At 47.7% G+C, this 24,837-nt stretch carries 21 protein-coding genes; 6 read left to right on the top strand and 15 right to left on the bottom strand.

Annotated features, from left to right (window positions below; all coding sequences use genetic code 11):
• Positions 1-22: 22 nt before the first annotated feature.
• A complete protein-coding gene (locus ABIN22_RS04660) occupies positions 23-1,312 on the bottom strand; it encodes a S1C family serine protease (protein WP_109729915.1) in 1,290 nt (429 codons plus the stop codon).
• 138 nt (positions 1,313-1,450) lie between these two features.
• Between ABIN22_RS04660 and ABIN22_RS04655 the strand changes: the two genes are divergently transcribed.
• From ABIN22_RS04655 to ABIN22_RS04645, 3 genes are all read left to right on the top strand, one after another.
• Entirely contained in the window at positions 1,451-3,826 is a 2,376-nt protein-coding gene (locus ABIN22_RS04655) for an endonuclease MutS2 (protein WP_346906939.1), read from the top strand.
• A 99-nt stretch (positions 3,827-3,925) separates the two neighbouring features.
• Positions 3,926-4,627, top strand: a complete 702-nt coding sequence (locus ABIN22_RS04650) for a response regulator (protein WP_109729913.1) — start codon at positions 3,926-3,928, stop codon at positions 4,625-4,627.
• Between the two features lie 31 nt (positions 4,628-4,658).
• Complete coding sequence (locus ABIN22_RS04645; RefSeq protein WP_118619978.1) at positions 4,659-6,068, top strand: sensor histidine kinase; 1,410 nt, start codon at positions 4,659-4,661, stop codon at positions 6,066-6,068.
• Between the two features lie 113 nt (positions 6,069-6,181).
• Here the strand turns inward: ABIN22_RS04645 and ABIN22_RS04640 are convergent, their stop codons facing one another.
• Positions 6,182-6,943, bottom strand: a complete 762-nt coding sequence (locus tag ABIN22_RS04640) for an SDR family NAD(P)-dependent oxidoreductase (RefSeq protein ID WP_346906936.1) — start codon at positions 6,941-6,943, stop codon at positions 6,182-6,184.
• 67 nt (positions 6,944-7,010) lie between these two features.
• Positions 7,011-8,939, bottom strand: a complete 1,929-nt coding sequence (gene baiCD / locus ABIN22_RS04635) for a bile acid Fe-S flavoenzyme BaiCD (protein WP_346906934.1) — start codon at positions 8,937-8,939, stop codon at positions 7,011-7,013.
• 225 nt (positions 8,940-9,164) lie between these two features.
• On the opposite strand from baiCD, the gene ABIN22_RS04630 reads away from it, so the two are divergent.
• Positions 9,165-10,349, top strand: a complete 1,185-nt coding sequence (locus ABIN22_RS04630; RefSeq protein WP_346906932.1) for a helix-turn-helix transcriptional regulator — start codon at positions 9,165-9,167, stop codon at positions 10,347-10,349.
• 127 nt (positions 10,350-10,476) lie between these two features.
• On the opposite strand, the gene ABIN22_RS04625 is transcribed toward ABIN22_RS04630, so the two are convergent.
• Positions 10,477-11,640, bottom strand: coding sequence for a substrate-binding domain-containing protein (locus ABIN22_RS04625; RefSeq protein ID WP_109729908.1), 1,164 nt, complete (start codon positions 11,638-11,640; stop codon positions 10,477-10,479).
• Positions 11,641-11,866: 226 nt separating this feature from the next.
• Between ABIN22_RS04625 and fdxA the strand changes: the two genes are divergently transcribed.
• Complete coding sequence (fdxA, locus tag ABIN22_RS04620) at positions 11,867-12,037, top strand: 4Fe-4S ferredoxin (protein WP_109729907.1); 171 nt, start codon at positions 11,867-11,869, stop codon at positions 12,035-12,037.
• Between the two features lie 179 nt (positions 12,038-12,216).
• Positions 12,217-12,948, top strand: coding sequence for a helix-turn-helix domain-containing protein (locus ABIN22_RS04615; protein WP_118619975.1), 732 nt, complete (start codon positions 12,217-12,219; stop codon positions 12,946-12,948).
• Between the two features lie 83 nt (positions 12,949-13,031).
• On the opposite strand, the gene dnaB is transcribed toward ABIN22_RS04615, so the two are convergent.
• The 11 genes from dnaB to ABIN22_RS04560 all read right to left on the bottom strand — a co-directional run bounded on the left by dnaB (position 13,032) and on the right by ABIN22_RS04560 (position 24,684).
• A complete protein-coding gene (dnaB, locus tag ABIN22_RS04610; RefSeq protein ID WP_109729905.1) occupies positions 13,032-14,378 on the bottom strand; it encodes a replicative DNA helicase in 1,347 nt (448 codons plus the stop codon).
• Between the two features lie 13 nt (positions 14,379-14,391).
• Positions 14,392-14,841 (bottom strand): 50S ribosomal protein L9, encoded by a 450-nt coding sequence (gene rplI / locus ABIN22_RS04605; RefSeq protein WP_109729904.1) that lies wholly within the window; start codon positions 14,839-14,841, stop codon positions 14,392-14,394.
• A gap of 2 nt (positions 14,842-14,843) precedes the next feature.
• Entirely contained in the window at positions 14,844-16,889 is a 2,046-nt protein-coding gene (locus ABIN22_RS04600) for a DHH family phosphoesterase (RefSeq protein WP_109729903.1), read from the bottom strand.
• Between the two features lie 78 nt (positions 16,890-16,967).
• Complete coding sequence (locus ABIN22_RS04595; RefSeq protein WP_346906928.1) at positions 16,968-18,182, bottom strand: AI-2E family transporter; 1,215 nt, start codon at positions 18,180-18,182, stop codon at positions 16,968-16,970.
• A gap of 201 nt (positions 18,183-18,383) precedes the next feature.
• Positions 18,384-19,436, bottom strand: coding sequence for a hypothetical protein (locus ABIN22_RS04590; RefSeq protein ID WP_346906926.1), 1,053 nt, complete (start codon positions 19,434-19,436; stop codon positions 18,384-18,386).
• Positions 19,433-20,305 (bottom strand): L-ribulose-5-phosphate 3-epimerase, encoded by an 873-nt coding sequence (locus ABIN22_RS04585; protein WP_109729900.1) that lies wholly within the window; start codon positions 20,303-20,305, stop codon positions 19,433-19,435. Before ABIN22_RS04585 ends, ABIN22_RS04590 begins: the two co-directional genes overlap by 4 nt.
• A 26-nt stretch (positions 20,306-20,331) precedes the next feature.
• Entirely contained in the window at positions 20,332-22,017 is a 1,686-nt protein-coding gene (gene ptsP / locus ABIN22_RS04580) for a phosphoenolpyruvate--protein phosphotransferase (RefSeq protein ID WP_346906924.1), read from the bottom strand.
• 11 nt (positions 22,018-22,028) lie between these two features.
• Complete coding sequence (locus tag ABIN22_RS04575; RefSeq protein ID WP_346906922.1) at positions 22,029-22,310, bottom strand: HPr family phosphocarrier protein; 282 nt, start codon at positions 22,308-22,310, stop codon at positions 22,029-22,031.
• A 28-nt stretch (positions 22,311-22,338) separates the two neighbouring features.
• Entirely contained in the window at positions 22,339-22,827 is a 489-nt protein-coding gene (locus tag ABIN22_RS04570; protein WP_109729897.1) for a hypothetical protein, read from the bottom strand.
• 280 nt (positions 22,828-23,107) lie between these two features.
• The gene (locus tag ABIN22_RS04565; protein WP_346906920.1) at positions 23,108-23,806 is read right to left on the bottom strand and encodes an L-ribulose-5-phosphate 4-epimerase; all 699 of its coding nucleotides are present in this window, start codon (positions 23,804-23,806) and stop codon (positions 23,108-23,110) included.
• 65 nt (positions 23,807-23,871) lie between these two features.
• Positions 23,872-24,684 carry a DeoR/GlpR family DNA-binding transcription regulator gene (locus ABIN22_RS04560; protein WP_346906918.1) on the bottom strand — a complete coding sequence of 271 codons (813 nt, stop codon included), beginning with the start codon at positions 24,682-24,684 and terminating at the stop codon, positions 23,872-23,874.
• Between the last annotated feature and the right edge of the window lie 153 nt (positions 24,685-24,837).

Genomic DNA, 24,837 nt, shown 5'->3' with positions numbered 1-24,837 from the left:
TATTACTGTTCACTCCCCAGCCCTACTCCAGACTGCCTACAGTCACCGTAAAGTCAATGTCAACATAACCTCCGGCACCACGGCGTTTTCCTTTCAGTTTTACAGGCTGTCCTACCTTGCATTCCAACACTGCCTTTTCATAGGACAAGAGATTCGAAAGTTTTTCTCCGGCAAGTTCCTGCAAAACATCGCCGTTCTGTATACCTGCTGCCATTGCAGGTGAATCCGTACTCACCTGTGTAACATAAATTCCGGTTGGCATCTCCTGCTCTTTTGCAATTGCATCATTGATTGTAGTTCCGTAAATCCCTATATATGGTACGCTGTCGCCGTTCACCAGAAGTTCGATCGTAGCCTTCAGGTCCGATATCGCAATTGCCTTTGCGGTATTATTCTCCGTCTCATTCCAGATCCCCGGCTTAATCATGCCGATCACTTCACCCGACAGATTGAATAAAATACCAGTACCGTTCGACGCTGCCGCAATATCCGTGGCAAGAACACGGCGCTGCCCGTCTGCCAGTGTCTCCTGATATTCATTGGAACTTACGATTCCATATCCGATTCCGTCTGCATATCCGAAGGTATTACCCAGAGCCATCACCAGATCGCCCTTTGTAGTGAGGTTCGAGTTTCCAAGTGCTGCCACCTCTATATTTTCCCATGTTGTACTTGTAAGCTTGACACGCGGAACTGCAAATACCGCAAGTCCACTGTTCTTGTCCTGCTTTTTCAGGGACACTCCATACTCGCTGTTATCCGAGAATGTAACTGTCCACTTTTCAGCCTCTGCACAAATTTTGTTTTCACAGAGCATCAGGAGTTCCTGACCGTTGTCCGCCACGATGATTCCGGCGGCACTGTTCTGGGTACCGCTTCCGTCGGAAGAAAGGGCCGCATCAGCCTGTACCGGCTGTATGGATACTACACCCTTATTTGCATCCTTGGCAGTCTCATAGACGCTTTTCATAATCTCCTTATAGCTTTCCGCGTCTAATACAGGGGTCTGAACCACTTCTGCCTGTGGATCCTGCGCGGGTTCCGTCTCCGGTTCCTCATCATCCGGGATGGTCACGGTCTTCGGGCTGCCCTGAAGTTTCGTCTGTGCCCAGGGTTTGAGCGCAAAAAAACCAAGGCAGGCGAACGCTCCGAAAATCAGTCCATAGATACCTACTCTTGCGAGTTGTGTCAGGATCTTTCTCCTGGTGACTGGTTTTGGCTTAATCGTCTCCTGCAGGAAAGAAAACTGCTCTTCTTTCTGCTCTTCCAATCCATGTTCCGGCTTCTGCTTCGGATCTTCATCGTACGGCATAGGTTCTAATCTCCTTTAGTCTATAGTATAACCGATTCATGGGGATTGTTCAATAAGTATCCTTTTCAATTTATCCTTTTCATTATGCATTAAATAAGGTAGAATGTACCTATGAACTTAAGCAAAAAGGTGAAAAGTATGAATCAGAAAACATTATATAAATTAGAATTTGATAAAATTATCTCGTTATTGGAGGAACAGGCCTCTTCTATGAGGGGAAAGCAGCTCTGCCGTAAGACAAAGCCAATGACAGACCTGGAGCGGATTAATACCTGCCAGGAGCAGACGGCCGCTGCATTTACAAGAATCGTAAAGAAAGGGCGCATTTCCTTAAGCGATGCCTTCCCTGTCGGGGAATCCCTGAAAAGGCTGGAGATCGGGGGCGCCATCGGGAGCGGGGAACTGCTTCGCATCTGTAAGCTTTTGCAGACCGCAGCACGCGCAAAGTCATATGGCCGCCACGATACACAGGAGGAACTGGCTGACTGTCTGGATGCCTTTTTCGATCAGCTGGAACCATTGACTCCGCTGACGATGGAGATTGAACGGTGCATCCCTGCCGAAGATGAAATCAGTGATGAGGCGAGCAGCACCCTGAAAAGTATCCGCCGCAGTATGAACGCACTCAATGATAAAGTACATGCAACGCTAACGAATCTGGTAAATGGTTCCTTACGCACTTATCTGCAGGACCCGATCATTACCATGAGGGGGGACCGCTATTGTGTGCCCGTGAAGGCAGAATACCGCAGCCAGGTGAACGGACTGATCCATGACCAGTCTTCCACAGGGTCTACGCTGTTTATCGAGCCAATGGCAGTTGTCAAACTGAACAACGATTTAAAGGAACTCTATGCCAAGGAACAGGAAGAGATTCAGGTGATTCTTGCCCGCCTGAGTGCGGACACCGCTGAATATATAGAAGAAATCCGTACCAATTATAAACTGCTGACCGATCTGGATTATATTTTTGCAAGGGGTTCTCTTGCACTGTCCATGAACGCCAGCCGTCCGGTCCTGAATACAGAAGGCCGCATCCGCATCCGCGAGGGGCGCCATCCGCTGCTGGACCCGAAGAAAGTCGTACCAATCACCGTTTCACTCGGTGAAGATTTTACACTGCTCATCATTACCGGACCAAATACCGGCGGTAAGACGGTTTCCCTGAAAACAGTGGGGCTCTTCACACTGATGGGGCAGGCAGGGCTTCATATCCCGGCCGGGGACCGTTCAGAACTTGCCATTTTTCATCAGGTTTACGCAGATATCGGGGACGAGCAGAGTATTGAGCAGAGCTTAAGTACCTTCTCTTCCCATATGACTAATATTGTATCTTTCCTGAAAGATGTGGATGAAAAGTCACTTGTTCTATTCGATGAGCTTGGCGCGGGAACCGACCCGACTGAAGGTGCGGCGCTTGCTATTGCAATCCTTTCCCATCTTCATCAGCGGAATATCCGTGCAATGGCTACCACCCATTACAGTGAACTGAAGGTTTACGCATTGTCTACACCGGGCGTTGAGAATGCCTGCTGTGAATTCGATGTAGAAAGCCTGAAGCCGACGTACCGCCTGTTAATCGGAATTCCCGGGAAAAGTAATGCATTTGCCATTTCCGGAAAATTAGGACTGCCGGATTATATCATTGAGGATGCAAAACAGAGACTGTCGGAGCAGGATGTCTCCTTCGAAGACCTGCTGACCGATCTGGAATCAAGCAAACGCACCATCGAAAAAGAACAGGAAGCGATCGCCGCCTACAAAAGGGAAGTCGAGTCGCTGAAAATACAGGCAAAACAGAAACAGGAAAAGATCGAGGAACAGCGCGACAGAATCCTAAAAGAGGCGAATGAAAAGGCCGGCTCGATTCTGCGTGAGGCCAAAGAGCTCGCGGATGAAACAATGAAGAATTTCCGCAAATTCGGGAAAGAAAGTATTTCCGCCGCCGATATGGAAAAAGAGCGTGAACGCCTGCGCCAGAAGATAAAAGAAACGTCTTCCGCCAATGCCCTCCCTGTCCAGAAACAGAAAAAGGCATACAAGCCGGGAGATTTCAAGCTTGGAGAATCCGTAAAGGTACTGAGTATGAACCTCACCGGGACCGTCAGTTCCCTGCCGGATTCCCGCGGTAACCTCACCGTACAGATGGGAATTCTAAGGTCACAGGTAAATATATCCGACCTTGAGATCATCGATGAGCCAGCCTCTTATTCCACAGGCAGCAAGAAAGGCACTTCAAGAAGCAAAATGAAGATGAGCAAATCCCTGTCCGTCAGGCCGGAGATCAACCTTCTCGGCAAAACTGTAGATGAAGCAGTCTCCGAACTGGATAAGTATCTGGACGATGCACTGCTCTCCCACCTGAACACCGTGCGTATCGTACACGGAAAAGGCACCGGGGCGCTTCGCAAAGGCATCCACGAATACCTCAGGAGGCAGAAGCATGTCAAATCCTACCGGCTCGCAGAGTTCGGAGAAGGGGATGCAGGGGTTACTATAGTTGAATTTAAATAATACACAATATCACAGAAATTAGGGTTATCACCCCGAATTGTTTTAATTGTCAGAATACGGAGTTCAAAGGGGTCAGACCCCTATTAAAGGAGGCATCTCATGGTTGCTAAACAGAAAATTTTGATTGTCGATGACGACGAGAATATCGCCGAACTGATATCGCTGTACCTTGTGAAGGAATGTTTTGATACAAAGATGGTTTATAACGGGGAGGATGCGCTGTCTGCCTTTGAGACTTACCACCCGAACCTGATTCTTCTTGACCTGATGCTGCCGGGTATTGACGGTTACCAGGTCTGCCGTGAGATCCGGGCTAAGTCCTCCACGCCGATTATTATGCTCTCCGCAAAGGGAGAAGTGTTCGATAAGGTTCTGGGACTGGAACTGGGTGCGGATGATTATATTATGAAGCCTTTTGATTCCAAGGAGATGGTGGCCAGAGTCCGTGCCGTCCTCCGCAGATATCATCCTGTGAAAACCGAGGAGCCTGCCGAGGATAAGGCGAAATGCGTTGAGTATGAGGGGCTGACGATCAACCTTACGAATTATGCCGTTGTATGTGACGGCCACCCGGTGGAAATGCCTCCAAAGGAGCTTGAGCTGCTTTATTTCCTCGCGGCATCCCCGAACCAGGTGTTTACGCGTGAACAGCTCCTCGACCAGATCTGGGGCTATGAGTATATCGGAGACACCAGGACCGTGGATGTGCATATTAAAAGACTGCGCGAGAAGATCAAGGACCATCCGTCCTGGGGGCTGAGCACCGTGTGGGGAATTGGTTATAAATTCGAAGTAAAGTAAGTTTGTAATAGACATAAAAAGGAAGTGCGGCATGAAGAGTACTTTGTACTTAAAGTTTATCATCATCTATATTATATTTGGATTCCTGAGTTTTTTCACGGTTGGAATTCTGACGAGCCAGCTGATGCTTGACCGTCTGGAAAAGAATGACTCTCAGAATTTATACAAGCAGGCAAATGTAATGGCTGCCGACTATCTTCCGTCCTATTTTCAGGAAGATAACTCCACGCGCGCCGTGCATTCCCAGTTAAATGCAGCAAAACAGTACCTGAATTCCTCACTCTGGTTCGTAAAAGAGGATGGTACCCTGATTACTTCTGCCAATCTGGAAAACACAGCCGCACCGGATATGATCGAGAATTTCGACCCTGCCGAGATCGGGAGCGACCAGTATATTATCGGGGATTACCACGGGTATTTCAAGGAGGACGTAATCACAGTCATGGCCCCTGTGACACAGGGGTTTTATATCCGTGGTTACCTCCTCATCCATAAGCCCGTCTCCTATATCCAGCAGACAAGCAGCAGGATGATGTTCCCGGTCTATATAACTGTTGCCGTGATTTTTATATTGTCCTTTATCCTGCTGCTCGCCTTCCACTTTTTTATTTACCGGCCGCTTCGCCAGATCACCGAGGCAGCTACCCAGTATGCGTCCGGGAACCTGACCTATGAAATCCCGGTCAACACACATGACGAGATGGGATATCTTTCGGCCTCACTGAATTACATGTCCGTCCAGCTTAGGGACATGGAAGAATACCAGAAGAAAATCGTAGCAAACGTCTCCCATGATTTCCGTTCCCCGCTGACCTCCATCAGGGGTTATGTGCAGGCCATGACGGACGGGACGATTCCACCGGAGCTGCATGGTAAATATCTCGATATTATTTTATTTGAGACAGAGCGTCTGACAGACCTGACAAAAGACCTTCTGACATTGAACGAATTCGATACAAAGGAACTGCTTCTTGATAAAACAGAATTCGATATTCAGGAAATGATTAAGAATACGGCAGCTTCTTTTGAAGGCGCCTGTACCCCGAAACGTATCTCCATCGGGCTTTTGCTGCTTCCCGGCGAAGTCCTTGTTTATGCAGACAGACGCAAGATACAGCAGGTCCTCTATAATCTGATCGACAATGCGATTAAGTTCAGTGAAAATGAATCCTCCGTCACGATCGAGGTAACTGCGCGCGGTGAGAAGATTTTTGTCTCCGTAAAAGATTCCGGCATCGGCATTCCGAGGAAAGAACTGAACAAGATCTGGGAGCGTTTCTACAAATCAGACCTTTCACGTGGCAAAGATAAAAAAGGAACAGGCCTTGGACTTGCAATCGTAAAAGAGGCAATACAGGCCCACGATGAACATATTAATGTAATCAGTACCGAAGGGGTAGGGACAGAATTTATCTTCTCACTCAGTAAAAAAGAAAATTAAACTTCCATGTGCAAAAGGCGCCGGACAGGAAGGACAATCATGAATGATTGTCCCCCTGCACGGCGTCCTGTCTTATTATCCCAAAATAGTTTCTATACTTAATGGTGTCTCATCTATTGCGTATTACCGCCGTCTACACTGATAATCGCCCCCGTCATGTAAGATGATGCCTCGGAAGCAAGGAAAGAGATCACCCCGGTTATCTCAGATGTCTGCCCCATGCGTGCCGGCCCTAAGAGAGCTGTCGACGCTTTCGGCTGTACAAACTGGTGCTCCTGCATATACTTTCCAACTGCAATTGTCAGCGGCGTAATAATCCCGCCCGGGCAGACGCTGTTGACCCGGACACCGTATTTTGCCATCTCGATCGCCGCATCTTTTGTCAGTCCGATGACTGCATGCTTGGTAGCCGAATACACACCGAACCCGGTCTCCGGACGGATACCTGATGAAGATCCCGTATTGACGAGGTGGCCGTATCCCTGTTTTTTCATGACACGGAGCGCGTGCTTCATGCCAAAGAAGCATGCCTTGAAGTTATTGTTTGTTACATAGTCAAAATCCTCTTCCGTAATATCTTCGAAAAGCTTTGGCATATGGATGACACCCTGATTGTTAAAATAGAAGTCTATCTTCCCATACTTCTCTGCCGCAAACCGGATAAATTTCTCCGCCTGTTCCTCGACCGCCATATTAATTTCGAGAAAGTCCGCCTCTACATTCTGTTCTCTGCACAGAGCCAGCGTCTTTTCCCCTTCTTCCTTATTCCAGTCACAAAGGACCATCTGAAACCCATCTTTTGCGAGTTGTACAGAACAGTCACGTCCGATTCCTGTTGCCGCTCCTGATACCAATGCTACTCTTTTGTCACTCATGTCCATACCTCCATATATGAAATCATTTCCCGATACATTTACACACACCAGAGGTGTGCACACTAATCTATATTTCCCGCGCAATTCTCGCGGCATCTGCCGTCGCATCGATTGCACGCCTCGGTTTTTCTGCATCCCCTATCGTATAAACCGGAATCCCTTTTTCCCTGCAAAGTGCTTCTTCCGATGAAAAATCTGCGCTGTGTACCCCTACGGCTGCCACGACATAGTCACACGGAATCGTCTGTTTTTCTCCTCCGTTGTCCACGACAACACCGTCCGTGGTAATCTCCAGACACTTGCAGTTTGGCATCTGCGTCACACCTTCCATATAGAGGTTTTCCATGACGCAGACCTTTCTGGTCGTCCCCAGATCGGTTCCAAGCCCTTCCAGCATTTCTACTACAGTCACCTTACACCCTTTGTCTGACAGATATTCTGCAGTCTCCAGACCTACCAGGCCGCCGCCGATTACTACCACATTTCCTTCCACTGATGCTTTTCCGCCCAGAATTTCGTGTGAATTTTTCACATGCGTCAGATTAATACCCGGGATAGGCGGGATAATCGGCAGTGCACCGATGGCATTGATCACCGCGTCCGGCTTCAGTTCTTCTATCAGGGCAGGAGTAACCGGTGTATTCAGTCTCACATCCACGCCGCGCCGTGTAATCTGCTCTCCCTTGCTCATAGCTGCGAGCTTCATTTCCAGCTTCCTCGGAGCCTCGCCTGCCAGAAGGAACTGTCCCCCGAGCCTGTCAGATGCTTCGCACAGAACCGGGTGGTGCCCCCTTGCATAGAGGACGTCTGCCGCTTCCATTCCAGCCATGCCCCCGCCTGCGATGAGTACTGTCTTCGGTTCTTTCGTTTTGGAGATGCGGTATTCATTTTCTTTGCCAAGGACCGGATTTCTCAGGCAGGTAATGTGCGGAATCACATGGCTTTCGCAGGCATCGTAGCATCCCTGGTTGCAGCCCACGCATCTTACGATATCATCCAGCCTGCCTTCTTTGGACTTATTACAGAATTCCGGGTCAGCCAGCTGTGCGCGCCCGATTCCGACCAGATCCAGCTTATCTTCCTGAAGAAGCCGGTCGGCCAGTTCCGGATCATTAATACGCCCCACACCCATCGTGACCATGCCGGTCTCCCTGCGGATCCGCGCCGCGTTTTCGATGTTGAACGCTCTCGGGAGATCGATCGGCGGCACCTCAAACTTAATACCTGCACTGATAATATTTCCTCTCGAAATATCCAGCACATCCACGCCTGCTTCTTTTGCCAGTTTACAGAACGCGATTACATCCTCAATCGTCATGCCGTTTTCCAGATAATCGTCCTGTGCGTCAATACGCATAAACAACGGCATATCGTCCGGTATGTTTTTCCTGATTGATTCGATGACCGCCAATGGAAAACGGGCCCGGTTTTCAAAAGTGCCTCCATACTCATCCGTACGTTTATTGATTGCAGGAGACAGGAAGGAATGCAGGATATAGTTATGTGCCATATGTACCTCCACACAGTCATATCCCGCCTCCACGGCTCTGTGTGCAGCCTTCCCGTAGCATGTCGTAAGTTCGTCGATCAACGCCTTGTCAGCGCCCTTTACAACATATCCGGGAGCCAGCTCCAGATCACTTGCAACGATAACCTGAATCCCCTGGTGCGCCGCAACTGCGATACTGCCCTGCCACAGCTGTACACCGGCTTTCCCTCCTGCTTCGTGGATTGCATCCGTGAGCCGTTTCATGCCCGGTATGAAACGGTCCTCTCCCAGTGACGGGTAAATCCCCGGCACGGATGGCTGGTGGACCCCGGTAACCTCTACCATATTGAGTCCGCTGCCTCCTTTTGCACGGTCTACATGATACTGGATCAGCTGTTCTGTTACTTCATTGTCCTTCGGGAATTTTGTCCCCATTGCAGGCATGATAATGCGATTCTTAAGTTCCAGTCCACGCAGTTTCATTGGTGAAAACAGATAAGAAAACATTCATTCAACCCCTTTCTTTTGGTTCATATGTTAGTTCCATTATTTCATATCTGTTAAAAACTTAAAGCACATTTTCATCATAACCTTTCTCAATGCGGGGGACATTTTTTAGATAAATATTATCATTTTAAACTGATATGCTTTTCTTAATTCACCTGAAACCGTATAATATAGATAATGAAACTGAAGCTAAAATTGTTCTGTACTCCCCTACAGGAGGTGTTTATGGAAAAAAAAGAGATGCATTCCTACTCAAATTCATTTTATCACCGCAGCCAGCTCACCCTTGAAAATGTGGCGGTTGAAACTGATACTCTCAAAAACAGCGAACAGCCTCATGCACACGACAATATAGAATACTGCCTGATACTTGGCGGAACGGGGTACCTCGATGTAAACGGGGAGCGCTATACCATCAGTACAAATGATTACATCCGATTTTTCCCCTTCCATGTCCACCGGCTGGTTCCACAGGAGCCTCTTCGTTTTCTCAGGATTTCTTTCCCACTGGAGCTCCTTGTTTATCTGGATATGAGCAAGAGTTTTGCAAATGACAGCCTGTATATCCTCGAATGCGGCTCGCCCGTTGTTGCTCTTTCGGACAAGGACTCGCCCTCCATGCAGCAGCTTTTTCTGGAGATTAAGCAGGAACTTAAGAAGAAAAATGACTTTTATGAGTTTTTCGTTCTCTCAAATGTCATGAAGATGGTAAACATCTACGAACGCATGGCATTAACCCAGAACAAAAGCCGTGACGCACAGCATAACCTTCTCTGGCAGGTTCTACAGTACATGCATGTTCACTTTAACAGCAGCGCAGGTGAGGTCGCAAAGGCTTTTTCTATTTCTGTCCCTTACCTCAATTACCTGTTCCGCTGCATAACCGGCAGCAATTTCGCGGAAAACCGCCATCAGGTCCGTATCCGCAATGCCTGCTCCATGATGCAGTTCGAGGAACTTTCTATCGCCTTTATTGCAAATTATGTGGGGTACCATTCCCTCTCGACATTTTACAGGGTGTTTCATAAACTAAAAGGGATGACGCCCGAGGAGTACCGTAAAAAAAGTCCCTCAAATGCAGTTTACCGCTCAGATACCGCATGGCAGATTCTGCTATATCTTTTCGAGCATTACAATGAGAATCTGGATATTGTCAGTGTTTCCGACTATTTCTTCATGAGCAGGGCCACCCTGACGGAAATACTGAAACGGAATTACGGAACCGGCTTTTCAAGGCTTCTGACCTCCATCCGCCTTGTCTACGCAAGGGCGCTCCTCGCTGGGACAGAAATGCCGGTATATGATATTGCCATGACAGTCGGCTTTCGTTCCATACGGACGTTTCGCAGAAATTTTGAACAGGATACCGGCATGACCCCTTCTTCATACAGGGGAAGTGAATGTACTTAATTCCGAAAACATAAAGACAGGTACCTGCACTTCCCTTGCCCGGGACATACAGATACCTGTCTTTCTTTATTATAAGGCTATAAAACGTTCTTAAAGTCTCACTACTTCACAATCTTCATAGCAGTTGTTACTCATACAGCATATTCTGTATGGACTCTTCCTCCAGGTTCTCCTGTGTCACCCAGATATATCCTGTATCAACAACCGCCTCATTGCCGCTTTGGAGGATTGTACGTGATGCCGCAATCACGGATGCATAGCCGATTCCAAACGGATTCTGTACAACCAGCCCGCGGATATCTCCGTTCTTAAGTGATTCAATCTGGTCTTTTCCGCCGTCAAACCCCATCAGGATAATATCATCTGACTTTTCCGCCTGCTTTAAAGAAGAGAGTGCAAGCTTCGTTGCCGTCACATTCGTCCCGAAACAGCCCTTCACATCAGGGTGCTTCTCAAGATAGTACTGGATTACATCTTCGTCTGTCAGGCTGTCAGGTGTAATCTCTTTCTCCTCTGCCTTTTTATTCTTATTCTTTTCTTCTGCGATTGCTTTTTTCAAATCATCCATCTTGTCCAGATAAATCGTCTCTTCAATCGTTACATCTGGATGGTTATTCTCAATCTCTTTCTTAAATCCATCCTCACGCTCTTTGCTGGAAGCTGACTTGGAATCATGTACGACCAGCAGTACCCCGCCTTTATTCTCTATCTCGCCGCTTAACTTATAAGCGCCCGTCCCGGCCGCCTCCTCATTATTTGTCTTGATTGTGCACTGGATTCCCTGATAGGAATTACCTGAGTCCAGTGCAATGATCGGGATACCGTTCTCTGACGCCAGGTCAAACTGGACGGTGCAGGCATCTGCATCTATACTCGCAATCCCGATTGCATCGGGATACCGCGCAAGCTCCTCATCGAGAATATTCACCTGCTCGTCAATGTCCTCCCCCACTCCGGGAGCATTGTAAGTCACCTTGACCTTGTCATCCCCCTTATATCCAAGCGCCTTGTTCAGATCCTCAGCCGCCTGTTCAACACCGCTCTTAAGTGCCTTCCAATAGGAAGAACTGTCATCCTTTCCTATGATAGATATATAAGCCCCGGGCTCTAACTTTAATCCCTGTACATTATTGTATGCTGACGGTGAAATCGCGTTGAGATTGTCCTGATATGGCGGTTCTTCCGTTGTATCTCCCGTAAACTTCGGAGTCTCCTCCTTTTTACTGCATGCACAGACAGCCAGCATAATGCAAAGTACAGCCGATACGATGATTGTCCACTTCTTTTTCATATAATTGCCTCCAGATCTTGTCTTACTGTCTCCAGATTACCACTTATATACTATACACTAATCCTGTGAAAAAAAAAGGAATTTTTTCTTAATTTTTATAAAAAGTTATAAAATTGTACCTGATTTAAAGCATAAAATAGCTTGTATATTTAACTGTTTTATATTAGAATAAGCATAACGGCAGTTATAAAATACTGCTGCACATTTCAAAAAGGAGGATACATACATGGCACGAGTAATAAGTGATGAATGTGTAAGCTGCGGATCTTGCGAAAGCGAATGTCCAGTAGGAGCTATCGCTGAAGGTGATGGCAAATACGTAATCGACGCTGATGCTTGCGTAGATTGTGGAGCATGTGAGTCTGCTTGTCCTACAGGGGCTATTTCAGCAGAATAATTTTAGTAATAAATCGCAAAGTGATCACAAGCTGAGAATGCCGTCCTCTGGTGGGGGCGGTATTTTTATGGCATAATTTGACGAACGATTTATGTCTTTTCCCTATACATGCTATGGTATAATAACACCGAACACAAGAATCTTGTAACATCATTGTCTTAAGGAGGTATTGGTATAATATGGGTGAAGTCAGGTTTATGATTTCTGAAGCCGCCAAGCAGGTGAAGGTAGAATCCCACGTACTGCGTTACTGGGAAGAAGAACTGGAACTGGTAATAGGGCGCACGGAAATGGGGCATCGATATTATACAAAGGACGATATACAACTTTTTCGCTGTATTAAAAAACTCAAAGATGAAGGGATGCTTCTAAAGGACCTGAAACCCTTAATCCCAGAACTAAAAGCAACACGTCTTAAGATTCAGGAGACCGCTCCGTCAAAGTCTCAGGAACCTGAGAAACAGGCTTCCCTGCAAAAGCAGGACACAATAAAGAGCATAAAGCCGGCTGGAGAAGCAGCATCTCTTCAGAGTACATCCGCCAAAACAGCACCTGCAGCAAAAGCTGCCATAAGGGAAATGGCGGTCCCCGCAGCAAAGGACAAGCCTGCTGCCCCTGAAATCATTCAGGCCGAGGTGATCCCGGTAACGCAGTTAGAACAGGTCAGAACCCTCATAGGCGATGTCCTGACAGAAGTCGTCACAACCAACAACGAGTCACTCAAAAAGGATATCAGCAAGAGTGTCACAAAGGATGTGATCCGGGAAATGGACTTCCTCTTCCAGGCCAAGGAACGCCAGGAAGAAGAACACTACCGCAAGCTGGACTGCCTGATCCGCCAGCAGCAGGCCAACCGCCGCGATGCTGCCCGCGAGACTCCGATTGGAAAGCTTAAAAAGCTTCTCAACTAGTTCCGCGTGCAGGGCCGGGGCAGGACAAAAAAGAGGAAAACCGGAACACAATCGTTACTGTCCCTGTTTTCCTCTTTTTTATTTTACTCCGGCTGCCGCAGCTCGTTTCCAAAACGGGTATACTGCGGAATCCAAGCCAGTCTGACGGTTCCGACCGGGCCGTTTCTCTGCTTTGCTATGATAATCTCGGCAATTCCCTTATCTTCCGTATCCGGTATATAATAATCCTCACGGTAAATAAACATACATACATCGGCATCCTGCTCAATGGCCCCGGATTCTCTTAGGTCAGAAAGCATAGGTCTCTTATCCGTCCTCTGCTCAACCGCACGGCTCAGCTGTGAAAGCGCAATAACCGGCACATTCAGTTCCCTTGCCAGCCCTTTCAGCGAACGCGAAATCTCCGAAATCTCCTGCTGCCGGCTTTCATTGCTTTTCCCCCCGCTCCCGCTCATCAGCTGGAGGTAGTCGATGATAATCAGGTCCAGCCCGAGTTCCATCTTAAACTTCCTGCATTTGGAACGCATCTCCGTAATAGAAATACCGGAGGTATCATCAATAACGAGTCTCGATTTCCCGATCCTTCCTGCGCCTTCTATCAGTTTTTCCCAGTCTGTGTCCTTTAAGTTACCTGTACGCAGAAGCTGGGCATCTACATGCGATTCCAGAGAAAACAGACGGTTAACGAGCTGTTCCTTTGACATCTCGAGACTGAAGATTGCCACAGCGCAATTCTGCCTGAATGCGGCATGCTGTGCAATGTTTAGAACAAAGGCCGTCTTACCCATTGAAGGCCTTGCCGCTATCAGGACCAGGTCTGAGCGCTGCAGTCCTGACAGCTTATAATCCAGATCTATAAAGCCTGTCGGGATACCTGTCACACTCCCCGTTGTCTTAGAGGCTTTCTCTATCACATCCAGTGCATTCAGTACGACCTGCTTGATTGGGACATACTCCTGTACACTTCCACGCTCGGCCAGTTCGAATACACCCTTTTCCGCCTTATCCAGAATCGCTTCAAGGGGCTGGTTCTCCTGATAACATGCGGTGGTGACTTCTTCGTTAACTTTAATGAGCTGGCGCAGTGTAGCCTTTTCCCGTACGATCTCGGCATAATACTTTACATTCGCCGAGGTTGTCACGCTGGCTACAAGGTCTCTCGCAAATTCCATGCTGCTGATCTCCGGGGGAACGTTCTTTTCCTTCAGATGTTCCTGCAGTGTAATCAGATCCACGGGTTTTCCCGCCTGAAACAGTTCCACCATAGAATCAAACAGTATCCCATAAGCAGTCTGATAAAAATCATCCCCGGTGAGGACCTCAGATGCAGCCATGATCGCGTCTTTGTTCATCAGCATGGCTCCCACGACAGCCTGCTCCGCTTCCGCGCTGTGAGGGAGTATTCTCTTAATCGCTGCTTCCATTTCCATAAAGCGAATCCCCTTATGCTTCTTCTGTTACAACAACTTTAAGCTCAGCCGTTACTTCCGGGTGTAACTTAACCGGAACATGGTGAGTGCCGAGCGTCTTGATCGTTTCCTTTAACTGGATCTTCTTCTTGTCAGCTTCCACTCCCATCTGGTCTTTTACCGCGGCCGCGATTTCCTTGCTGGATATTGACCCGAATGTCTTCCCGCCTTCTCCGACTTTGATGGAAAGTTCCACTTTCCCAGCCTCCAGCTCTGCTTTTAACTGCTTTGCGGCATCTAAGTTCTCCTGCGCGATCTTGTCTTCTTTCTTTTTCTGGAGCTTAAGCTCGTTTAAGTTCTTATTGTTTGCTTCAACACCGAGCTTTTTCGGCAGAATGAAGTTTCTTGCATATCCGTCGTTTACATTTACAATTTCTCCCTTTTTTCCGAGAGATTTCACGTCCTGTAATAAGATTACTTTCATAATTAAATATCTCCTTCTTCAATCATCTGGTCTATTGTTTCTTTCAGCACCTTAATTGCCTGATGCATATTTGTATGGTCAAACTGTGCTCCGGCAGAATTGATATGTCCGCCCCCGCCAAGCTTCTCCGCAATAATCTGCACATTCACCTCATCAATGGAACGCGCACTCAGGTAAATCCTGCCTTCGTAGATAGTAAGTACAAAGGATGCCTTGATACCGCTGATGTCCAGCAGCTCATTCGCGGCCTGTGCAGCAAGCACCGTCGGGCTCTCAATATCTCCCGGGCTCTGTGCAATGGCATACTCGTCCCTGTAAACTTCCGCCATGCGGACGGCTTCTGCTTTTGCACGGTAAGACTCCATATCATCGCGGAACATTTTGCGTACGCGTGTAATGTCAGCGCCGCATCTCCTTAAAAATGCCGCCGCTTCAAACGTACGCACACCTGTGCGGTTCATAAAGTTGCGTGTATCGATCATGATTCCCGCATACAGGCAGTCTGCCTCAACAGACGGAAACTTAATGTCATCTACAATATACTGCAGTACTTCCGCAACCATCTCACTCGTTGAGGATGAGTACGGTTCTACGTAAGAAAGAACCGCGTTCTCGATTACATTGCTGCTCTGGCGGTGATGATCGAGCACGGCAATCGTCTTGGAACACTTCAAAAGTTCCGGACACTCGGTCATCTGCGGCTTGTTCGTATCCACAACAACTACCATTGTATTATCCGTCACATAATCCAGCGCCTGTTCCGAGGTCAGGAAAATGTCCTTCCCGTATGCCGGACTTCCGGCAATTTCATCGTACAGGGGGCGCACCGAAGTCGTGATCTCATTGATAACGACATGGGCCTTCTTCTCCAGTTCCACAGCCGCACGGTAGATTCCCATACATGCCCCGAGAGAGTCGGCGTCACCGATCTTATGCCCCATGACAATGACCTGGTCCTTGGCCACGATAAATTCACGCAGCGCCTCCGCCTTAACACGCGCCTTAACACGGGTATTCTTTGCCGTCTGTTCCTTCTTGCCTCCGAAATATGTAATTCCTTTGCAGTCCTTGATGACAGCCTGGTCCCCGCCCCGCGCCAGCGCCAGGTCAATGGCAACACGCGCATAGTTGTAGCTCTGTGCGTAGGTCGAAGTATTCAGCCCGAGTCCGATACTTAAGGTCGCGGAGCGGGCGTTTCCGATGTTTACCTGCTTTACATCCTCCAGAAGTGAGAACTTGTCTGCCTCGATCTTCCTGTAGCTTTCTTTCTTGATAACAATAAAGTACTTGTCTTTCTCAAGCTTTTTCACGATTCCGTCTATATCGCCGATATACTTGTTGATCTTACGATCAATCAGCGCAACAAGAAGAGACTGCCGCACTTCCTCGACACTCTCCATGACTTCATCATAGTTGTCAATATAGATCAGTCCGGCAATCAGGCGCTGGTCTTCATTTTCTCTGATGTATGAGTTCAGTTCCGTAACATCCTTCATATATACCGCGATGAAGTATTCCTTCTCACGCGGGATCTGAAGCAGCTGCTCAGCCTCACTGAATCCCTCAACTGAAACTCTTCTAAGCTCTACCTGATAGTCTCTTTCCTTGTAAACAACCTCCAGCTCTACATGATCCGACTCCTCACGCGGGAATACCCCGGTGTTCAGCTCCGGAATCAGTTTGTTCAGATACTTTTCCCGTTTCTGTCCTTCAATCATGTCGTTAAAGCTGTCATTCTTCCACAGGATCCTTCCATCTTCCAACAGGATGGCGTATGGAATCGTCAGTTCCTTAAGTAGTGTGTTCTGTATCCCCTTATACTGTGTAGAAAACTGAATTAAATCTGCCAGAATCAAAGAACGGTTGTAAAAGTACAGAAGCCCTACTATCACCAGATAAACGACGACAAAGACGGACATCATAACGCCTGCCTTCCTGTCGATCATGTACATCCAGATATTCATTGCAATCAGAAGCACCGTCATAATCAACGGCCACTGCATGTACATTCTGAGCTGCCCCTTTAGTCGCATATTCTTTTTTCCCATGCTTTTTTCCTCATAGTCCTTCTATCATGTTACCGTTAATGTTTCTAGTATAGCACTTTTTTGTATATTATTCTACTTCTAGTTTTCATTCCCAGTATTCCCGGAACTCATTCCTGATACCTCCACCGATTCCCCGGTTGTATTGTCTATCTGAATCCCTTTCTTTTTCAGCTGCCAGTATACGTTATTCCGGAATAAAGTATAGACAACTGACACAATCGGGATAAATACAAGCATACCAACAATTCCCATCAGGCTGCCGCCGATACTGACCGCAGCCAGCACCCAGATAGACGGGAGTCCGACCGAACTGCCGACCACTCTCGGATAAATCAGGTTGCCTTCGATCTGCTGGAGCACGAGGAACAAAACAACGAAAACCAGCGCCTTCATCGGTGCGACCATCAGGATTAAGAACGCCCCGACCACACATCCGATGAACGCTCCGAATATCGGGATCAAAGCGGTAAATGCAATCAATATTCCGACCAGCATCGCATATGGCAGGCGGAATACCGTCATTGTCACGACAAACATCGCGCCGAGTATCACTGCCTCCACACACTGTCCTGTCAGGAAACTTGAAAATGTCTTATAGGTCAGGGAACAGACATCCAGTGCCTTTTCCACATACTCTTCTTTCAGATAAGCGTACATGATCTTCCTGATCTGAATGTTCAGCTTTTCCTTCTGAAGCAGAATGTAGCAGGCAAACACAAAGGCAATGAAGAAAGTCGCCAGCCCGCTCACAATACTCTTGGCAACTGTAAATGTAGAACCGAGGACGCTGCCGGCGCCGTTTTTAAAAAATGACACCATGCCGTTGAGCACCTTGTCCCAGTCAATCTTAATGTCATTCACCATCGCTACGATTTCTTTATTGTTATTAAACATTTCTTCCACCCAGGACTGGACCTTCGGCACGAAATCCTGAATATTTTTCCCGAGTGACATGAAAGTGCCGCCCAGTTTCGGGACCACGACAAATATCACGAGAGAGACGACACCCAGCACGATAATAATTGTCAGCACAAGACTCAGCGGCCTTGCCAGCTTCTTAACCGGATGCCGGTCATTTGTATTCTTATTATAAAAGAGCTTCTCTTCCAGAAAATGCATCGGCACATTCAGGATAAACGCAATTGCAGCCCCCAGCAGAAACGGAAACATAATCCCGAGGAGGAACCCGAGCGCCTCCAGTACGACCGTATATTTCCACAGGGCGATGAGCACCACAAGTGTAAAAAGGATTAAGCCTCTGATCTTTCGTAAATTTTCCTTATTAAATTCCATAAAATACCCGCTTTCTATATATGCACTAATCAAATTGTAACCGGTTATTCCACATTTTAACATATCAATCCTTTAAGTTCCACTTTTTCATGCAGGAAAGCCGAAACTTTCACAAGGCTGCAAAAAACCGGAGAAAAGCGGTCTCACAGGATTATCGCTTTTCTCCGGTCTTTATTCCCCCGTGCACGGGGCTGCATATTTTCATTGCTCTGAAATCGTATACATTGCCACCTCATCCGTCTCACGGTTTGCAGAGATGAGTATATCTCTGCCGTCTTTGACATAATGAAACACATTCGCGGAACCACAGTCTTTATCCAGAATTTCCGAATGGTATTTTTTTTCTTCCTTGTTATAAGTAAACAGGATCAGATTCCGTCCGCCTTTTCTATGGCCTACAACCAGGGCCGGTATTCCGCACAGGCTGCCGCCGTAGATGGCATGTGTGAATTCGGCCGGCTTTTCGTATTCGTATACCTGCCGGTATTGTCCGTCCTGCTTTTTATAAATACTGATCTTCTCACCGTGGAACGGGGATAATACGGCAAGCTCTTTTTCCCCGTCTTCATCCATGTCCACCAGAACCGCATCGCTGGCCGGGGTGTCCAGAAGCTGGTTCACCGTCCACGCACCCTCCTGATTTTCGGGCGGGATGAACTGAAAGACCCCGCAGTCCGCAGATATGATACATGTATCTGTACCATTTTCTTTCACACGGTAATATCCGTGGTTTTTTAACATATTGTCTTTAATCACGGTCAGAGAAAGCTGGTTGCCGGCATGGCAGCCGCTCAGGTCTTTTGGAAGCATGGCCGCATAGACCTTTCCGGGCATGGACCAGTCATCTTTGTATTCGTGACCCGATTTCAAAGCGCAAGCAATCAGGTATCTCACACCATTACGTTCCACGATATCAAAGCGGTGGACATGGGGGAGCTTTACGAGTGTCCTCACTTCCCATTTTCCGTCTGTCTGCGGCGTGACGATTACAATTTCAGCATCCTTTGAATCGTTGGGCGAATAGAATCTGTGTGTTGCCAGAAACTGTCCGTTTGTCCCCGGCACCTGTACCATACTCATGACTCCGCCCGGCTCATTCCATATGGTGTCTTTCTCTCTGCCGTCCAGATCAAAAAGCAGACACCTGTCCGTCTTTTCGGCCGCAACCAGAAAATAATCTTCATGGTTATATTTAAGTGGAGCTATCGAATAGCATTTTGTGAGATTTGAGATTACTTTTTTATCTACTTTCATGAAACATACCTCTCTTCTTCGTCCTCCTGCTCCTGCACCTTCAGTATTTCCGTAAACATGGTGTTCGCAGAATGCAGATCTTCTTTCCAGTCCGGGTTCCCCGTATACCAGAACTCGGTCACATACTTGCGGATTCCCAGCTTCCAGGCTGTCCTGATGGCACTCTCGAAATCAACATGGCCGTGGCCGAACGGGATTTCCCGAAACTTTCCCGGAACTGTTTCTTTCAGGTGCATCGCCACAAGGTGTCCCTTTCCGATATACAAATCTTCCAGCACATCCGTCTTATATGTATCCGCCGCATTCGTGATGTTGCCGATGTCCGGGTACACATTCAGATAACTGGAATCGACCAGGGTCACATATTTCATTGCCTTTTCGACGGTATTCATGAATTCATTTTCCATCGTCTCAAATCCGAGCACAACTCCTGCCATCTCTGCCATATTCACAGCCTTCTTTAAGTTGGCCAGAAAACGCTTTTTTGTTTCCAGGCTGGACTCTTCATAGTAGACGTCGTATCCGGCAAGCTGGATGATACGGATTCCTAGATCATCCGCCAGCTGGATCGCCTTTGCCATAATCTCCATGCCTTTTTTACTCACTTCCGGATCGTCGCTGCCCAGCGGGTATTTCCGGTGTCCGCTTAAACACATGGTCCGCACGGGCATCCCAGTCTCTACCATCAGCCGCACAAGTTCCAGCCGCTTTTCACTGCTCATCTCCAGACGGCTTAACTTTTCCTCCGTCTCGTCGATGCTGATTTCCACGAAATCATACCCCGCCTCTTTGGCGGCCAGTAGTTTTTCTTTCCATGACAAATGTCCGGGCATCGCTTTTTCATAAAGCCCCAGTGTATATCCCTTCATAACAGACCTCCCAAACTCCTGCTGCCCTATTCTTCCAGCAGCCGCATGATGTCTTCGACTGCCGGCTGTTTCATCACCTCTTTGGCAAGCCTTTCAGCTTCATCCGCGGATGCATTTCTGATCTGGTATTTTACATTTGCAGCTTCTCCCGGTGATACGCTGAATTCATCCAGCCCCATTCCGAGCAGCAGCTTAACCGCTTTCGGATCGCTCGCAAATTCCCCGCACATCCCGACTTTTTTACCAAACTTGTGACCTGCGCGGATCGTCTGGTAAATTGCCCGCAGAACAGCCGGATGATAGGAATTGTACATCGCTGCAATCTTCTGGTTGCCCCTGTCGACCGCCAGGAAATATTGTGTCAGATCGTTCGTGCCAATGCTGAAAAAATCTACCCGCTCCGCCAGTTCTTCCGCCATCATGACGGCTGCCGGCGTCTCGATCATGACGCCCACTTCCAAATCCGCACCATAAGGGATCCCTTCCTTTGCAAGCTCCTCCCTGCTCTCTTCCAGAATCTGAAGTGCTTTTAGCACTTCTTCTACAGAAATAATCATCGGGAACATGATCCGTATATGCCCGGATGTACCCGCTCTTAAGAGCGCCCTTAACTGTGTCTTTAAGATAGAAGTCTGGTCCAGCCCGATGCGGATCGCACGGTAGCCGAGGAACGGATTCTCTTCCTTCGGGAATTCAAAATAATCCAGCCCTTTATCGCCTCCGATATCGAGTGTGCGTATCGTCAGTTCCTTATCCCCGAGCAGTTCTGCCGCCTGCGAATAGACCTCAAACTGCTCCTCCTCTGTCGGAAAATGATCACTCTCCATATACAGGAATTCGCTCCGGAAAAGCCCGATTCCATCGATCTGGAACTGCACGGCCCGTTTCACATCCTCAAGGCTTCCGACATTGCCGCATACCTCCAGTTTTCTTCCATCCTTCGTGACCGTTGGCAGTGCGCTGGATTCCTCCAGTTCCTTCTCAAATTTACGGAACTCCTCTGCCTTCTTTGTATATTCCTGAATCTCCTCCTGACCGGGATTCACAAGGATAACTCCTTGTGAAGCGTCCATAATGACAAAATCGCCATTCTTTACTTCGTCCATGATTCCGCTGGCCCCGACAAGGGCCGGTATTCCCATCCCCCTTGCCATAATCGAAACGTGGCTTGTCACGCCGCCCAGCTCCGTGATGAAGCCCAGTATATAATCCAGATTCAGCTTCGCCGTATCTGACGGGGCCAGGTCTCTTGCAAGCAGGATTACCTTTTCCGTGATTTCATCAAAATTCCCCTCATTCAGCCCCTTCAGTTTACGCATCAGCCGGTTGCGGATATCCTGGATATCTGCCGAGCGTTCCCTCATATATTCATCTTCCATCATTTCAAATATCATGCGGAATTCTTCTGCCGTCTCATGAAGCGCCATCTGTGCATTGTAATTCTGATTCCGAATGCGTCCCAGTACGCCTTCCTTCAGCGCGATATCCTTTGCAAGCTCCAGATGTCCCGCGAAGATATCCGATCCCTCCGCCAGAGGCACCAGATCGGCAATTACATCTTCAACCGCCTGTTCATACGCCTGAATCTCTTTCTCCACTTCCGGCTCCTGTACAGAGTTCCCGGCCGGACTTAAATCCTGCTCCTCAACGAGAAAAACCCTGCCCATGACAATGCCTTTCGATGATGTCTTTTTTACCTCGATCCTCTTCATCTCAAAACTCCTTATTTCCCCTCGCCGTCCAGCTCTCCCAGACCGCCTGCGATTGCATTAATCAAAGTCTTTAAGTCTTCTGCTTCTGATTCCCCTGAACATTCTACTGTAATCTCATCCTGACACTTGATTCCGGCAGCCATCAGGACAAGTACGCTTTTGGGATTTACACGTTTGTCTCCTTTTACAAGAGTCACCTCGGATGCACATTTTGAAGCAATGCCTGACAGGATTCCTGCCGGTCTTAAATGAAGCCCTGACGGGTTCTTTACTGTTATTTTTTCGCTTACCATGATTTTTCTCCTTTGTCTTTTCTATTCTTTACACACATTTTTTCATATTCAGGGTGTCCTCCAGAGCGCTCTGAATATATATATTGGAAACATGCTGCTCCAGTACGCGCAGGACTTCTTTGAGCTTGTACTTGCCGAAGAACAGCTTATGTTTGCCTTTCTTTGTCTGGCATACCACTTTGATCTTTGCCGTCTGGTATGCATCAATATGTACTTCCTGAATGTCTTCCCATCTCACGGTATAAAAGATCTTCTCCATACCTTTTTCTGAAAAACCTCTCTTGATGGCCGCAGACCCGAATATGGCAACTAATAACAGGATGTTCCTGATATTTGCCGGCAGGGTGTCCGCGTCTGACAACGGGAAGATGACCAGCGCAAAGAGAACAATCAGGGTAAACGAGAAAAAATCATCCTTACCTTTCATAACAATGGTCCGGTTCCTCTTGAGGATAAAATAAATCTCAACGACCAGACAGGCAATAAACAGGAAACATAACAAATAATTCCACATCATAATCTTCCGCCCCTTTCTTTATGTTCAGTATATCATTAACTTTTTCATAAATCAATCACTTTGTTCTTAATTATATGATTACTTAGCCTTATTATACGATCATTTTGTTGTTAAATGGATTTATATTCATTATACGAATTATTATTTTATTTTTATGATACAAAGAGGTTCAAAAAACACCTGAAACGAAAAAAATCCCGGCACCCGAAATTTTTTACATTTCGGATACCGGGATCTGTTGTTTTATATACAGCTGTTTTTTATATCTGGCTGTCCTTTCTTATCCTTGGCTGCCCTGTCCGTAATATGCATCCGGACCGTGCTTGCGCATATAGTGTTTATCCTGAAGCACCTGCGGCGCCGCACTGACTTTGGGGTTCAGCATCTCTGTACGGTATGCCATCCTGGCCACTTCTTCCAGAACAACGGCGTTATGCACCGCATTCGCGGCGTCCTTCCCCCACGTGAACGGGCCGTGGTTCGCACAGAGTACGCCCGGCACACTTGCCGGATCTCTATCCCTGAACGTTTCTATGATCACCAGCCCGGTGTTCTTCTCATATGCGCCTTCAATCTCCTCCCCGGTCAGGCTCCTTGTACAGGGAATGCCGCCATAAAAATAATCCGCATGAGTCGTCCCATAGCACGGTATGCTTCTGCACGCCTGTGCCCATGATGTCGCCCAGGGGGAATGCGTATGTACGATTCCGCCCACTTCAGGACAGGCCTTGTACAATTCAAGATGGGTCGGTGTATCAGAAGACGGCTGATACCGCCCCTCAACCTTGTTCCCTTCAAGATCCATAACAACCATGTCCTCCGGCTTCAGGCATTCGTATTCCACGCCGCTCGGCTTAATCACAAACAGTCCGGCCTTACGGTCAATGCCGCTGACATTTCCCCATGTATAAGTTACCAGCCCCCGTTTTGGAAGCTCCATATTTGCTTCATATACTTTCTGTTTTAATTCTTCTAACATTATATCCTCCTGTCAGAGGTGTTCCCAAAAGCCCGGAATTCGCCTGGCCATTCATCACAGACGCGCTAACTAAGTTCAGCAGATCCGCTGTCCCGTAAGAGATGTCCGTCTTTCGTGACACAGAACACATTGACCTCATGCTCACGAAATCCATCCGTAATCTCTGCCGGTGCCTTTTCATCGGTTATCACATTCAGAAGAGATTCCGTCGGACAGCTCACGAAACTGGAATTTCTCCCAAGCTTTGTATGGTCCGCCAGAATGTATGAGGTCCCGGTAACCCGCTGCAGCATGAGCTGGTTGATATTTACCTCGCTCAGTATTTCCGTGGTCATCCCGCTCTCCGGGCTCAGACCCGAACACCCTATAAAACTTTTCTTTGCTGTTACCTTGCTGATATTATTCGTGGCAAACTCCCCGACCATTGCCTCTTTAATCTCCCGAAGCTCCCCGCCGCTTAAAATGATGGAAACATTGGAGGAATGTTCCATGAAAATTGCCTTTCCGTTGTTCGTGATTACGGTAACTCTTTTATCCTTTATATACTTTATCATCTGCAGTGCAGTAGAACTTGTGTTAATAAAGATCGTATCCCCGTCCTCGACAAGAGATGCCGCATATTCGGCGATTCTCTGGCGGTACAGCTTCACTTCATCCTGCTCCGTATAGATCTCCGGGACTCGGTCTTTCACAGTGGCGCCTCCGTAGAATCTTTCCAGCTTCTTCTGGTCCTCAAGATACTGGAGGTCCCTCCGAATTGTCAATGGGGAAACCTGAAGTTCTTCCGCCAGTTCCTGCACCTTTACGAATCCGTTTGACTGTAAGGCCAGCAACACTTTGTTTCTCCGGTTGTCAACTAATGCCCTGCTTCTTTTCATATTCTGTTCCTCTTTTACAGCTTAATCAGTCTGTCCTGTTTCAAGCTCTACTTTCTTAACTATATAGGTTTTATGATAACCTTCCATTCAATTATATGAATGATTCAAATAATCGTCAAGCTTAACCTGCCTGATTACGCTGATTTCCCTTGA

It is taken from the genome of Faecalicatena orotica, from assembly GCF_905197545.1.
GTDB lineage: Bacteria > Bacillota > Clostridia > Lachnospirales > Lachnospiraceae > Faecalicatena_A > Faecalicatena_A orotica.
This window is presented reverse-complemented; position numbering and strand designations above follow the sequence as displayed.

Coding starts and splice junctions, on each gene's coding strand:
- ABIN22_RS04660 (WP_109729915.1), bottom strand. CDS start 1,312: ATGCCGTACGATGAAGATCCGAAGCAGAAGCCGGAACATGGATTGGAA.
- ABIN22_RS04655 (WP_346906939.1), top strand. CDS start 1,451: ATGAATCAGAAAACATTATATAAATTAGAATTTGATAAAATTATCTCG.
- ABIN22_RS04650 (WP_109729913.1), top strand. CDS start 3,926: ATGGTTGCTAAACAGAAAATTTTGATTGTCGATGACGACGAGAATATC.
- ABIN22_RS04645 (WP_118619978.1), top strand. CDS start 4,659: ATGAAGAGTACTTTGTACTTAAAGTTTATCATCATCTATATTATATTT.
- ABIN22_RS04640 (WP_346906936.1), bottom strand. CDS start 6,943: ATGAGTGACAAAAGAGTAGCATTGGTATCAGGAGCGGCAACAGGAATC.
- baiCD (WP_346906934.1), bottom strand. CDS start 8,939: ATGTTTTCTTATCTGTTTTCACCAATGAAACTGCGTGGACTGGAACTT.
- ABIN22_RS04630 (WP_346906932.1), top strand. CDS start 9,165: ATGGAAAAAAAAGAGATGCATTCCTACTCAAATTCATTTTATCACCGC.
- ABIN22_RS04625 (WP_109729908.1), bottom strand. CDS start 11,640: ATGAAAAAGAAGTGGACAATCATCGTATCGGCTGTACTTTGCATTATG.
- fdxA (WP_109729907.1), top strand. CDS start 11,867: ATGGCACGAGTAATAAGTGATGAATGTGTAAGCTGCGGATCTTGCGAA.
- ABIN22_RS04615 (WP_118619975.1), top strand. CDS start 12,217: ATGGGTGAAGTCAGGTTTATGATTTCTGAAGCCGCCAAGCAGGTGAAG.
- dnaB (WP_109729905.1), bottom strand. CDS start 14,378: ATGGAAATGGAAGCAGCGATTAAGAGAATACTCCCTCACAGCGCGGAA.
- rplI (WP_109729904.1), bottom strand. CDS start 14,841: ATGAAAGTAATCTTATTACAGGACGTGAAATCTCTCGGAAAAAAGGGA.
- ABIN22_RS04600 (WP_109729903.1), bottom strand. CDS start 16,889: ATGGGAAAAAAGAATATGCGACTAAAGGGGCAGCTCAGAATGTACATG.
- ABIN22_RS04595 (WP_346906928.1), bottom strand. CDS start 18,182: ATGGAATTTAATAAGGAAAATTTACGAAAGATCAGAGGCTTAATCCTT.
- ABIN22_RS04590 (WP_346906926.1), bottom strand. CDS start 19,436: ATGAAAGTAGATAAAAAAGTAATCTCAAATCTCACAAAATGCTATTCG.
- ABIN22_RS04585 (WP_109729900.1), bottom strand. CDS start 20,305: ATGAAGGGATATACACTGGGGCTTTATGAAAAAGCGATGCCCGGACAT.
- ptsP (WP_346906924.1), bottom strand. CDS start 22,017: ATGAAGAGGATCGAGGTAAAAAAGACATCATCGAAAGGCATTGTCATG.
- ABIN22_RS04575 (WP_346906922.1), bottom strand. CDS start 22,310: ATGGTAAGCGAAAAAATAACAGTAAAGAACCCGTCAGGGCTTCATTTA.
- ABIN22_RS04570 (WP_109729897.1), bottom strand. CDS start 22,827: ATGATGTGGAATTATTTGTTATGTTTCCTGTTTATTGCCTGTCTGGTC.
- ABIN22_RS04565 (WP_346906920.1), bottom strand. CDS start 23,806: ATGTTAGAAGAATTAAAACAGAAAGTATATGAAGCAAATATGGAGCTT.
- ABIN22_RS04560 (WP_346906918.1), bottom strand. CDS start 24,684: ATGAAAAGAAGCAGGGCATTAGTTGACAACCGGAGAAACAAAGTGTTG.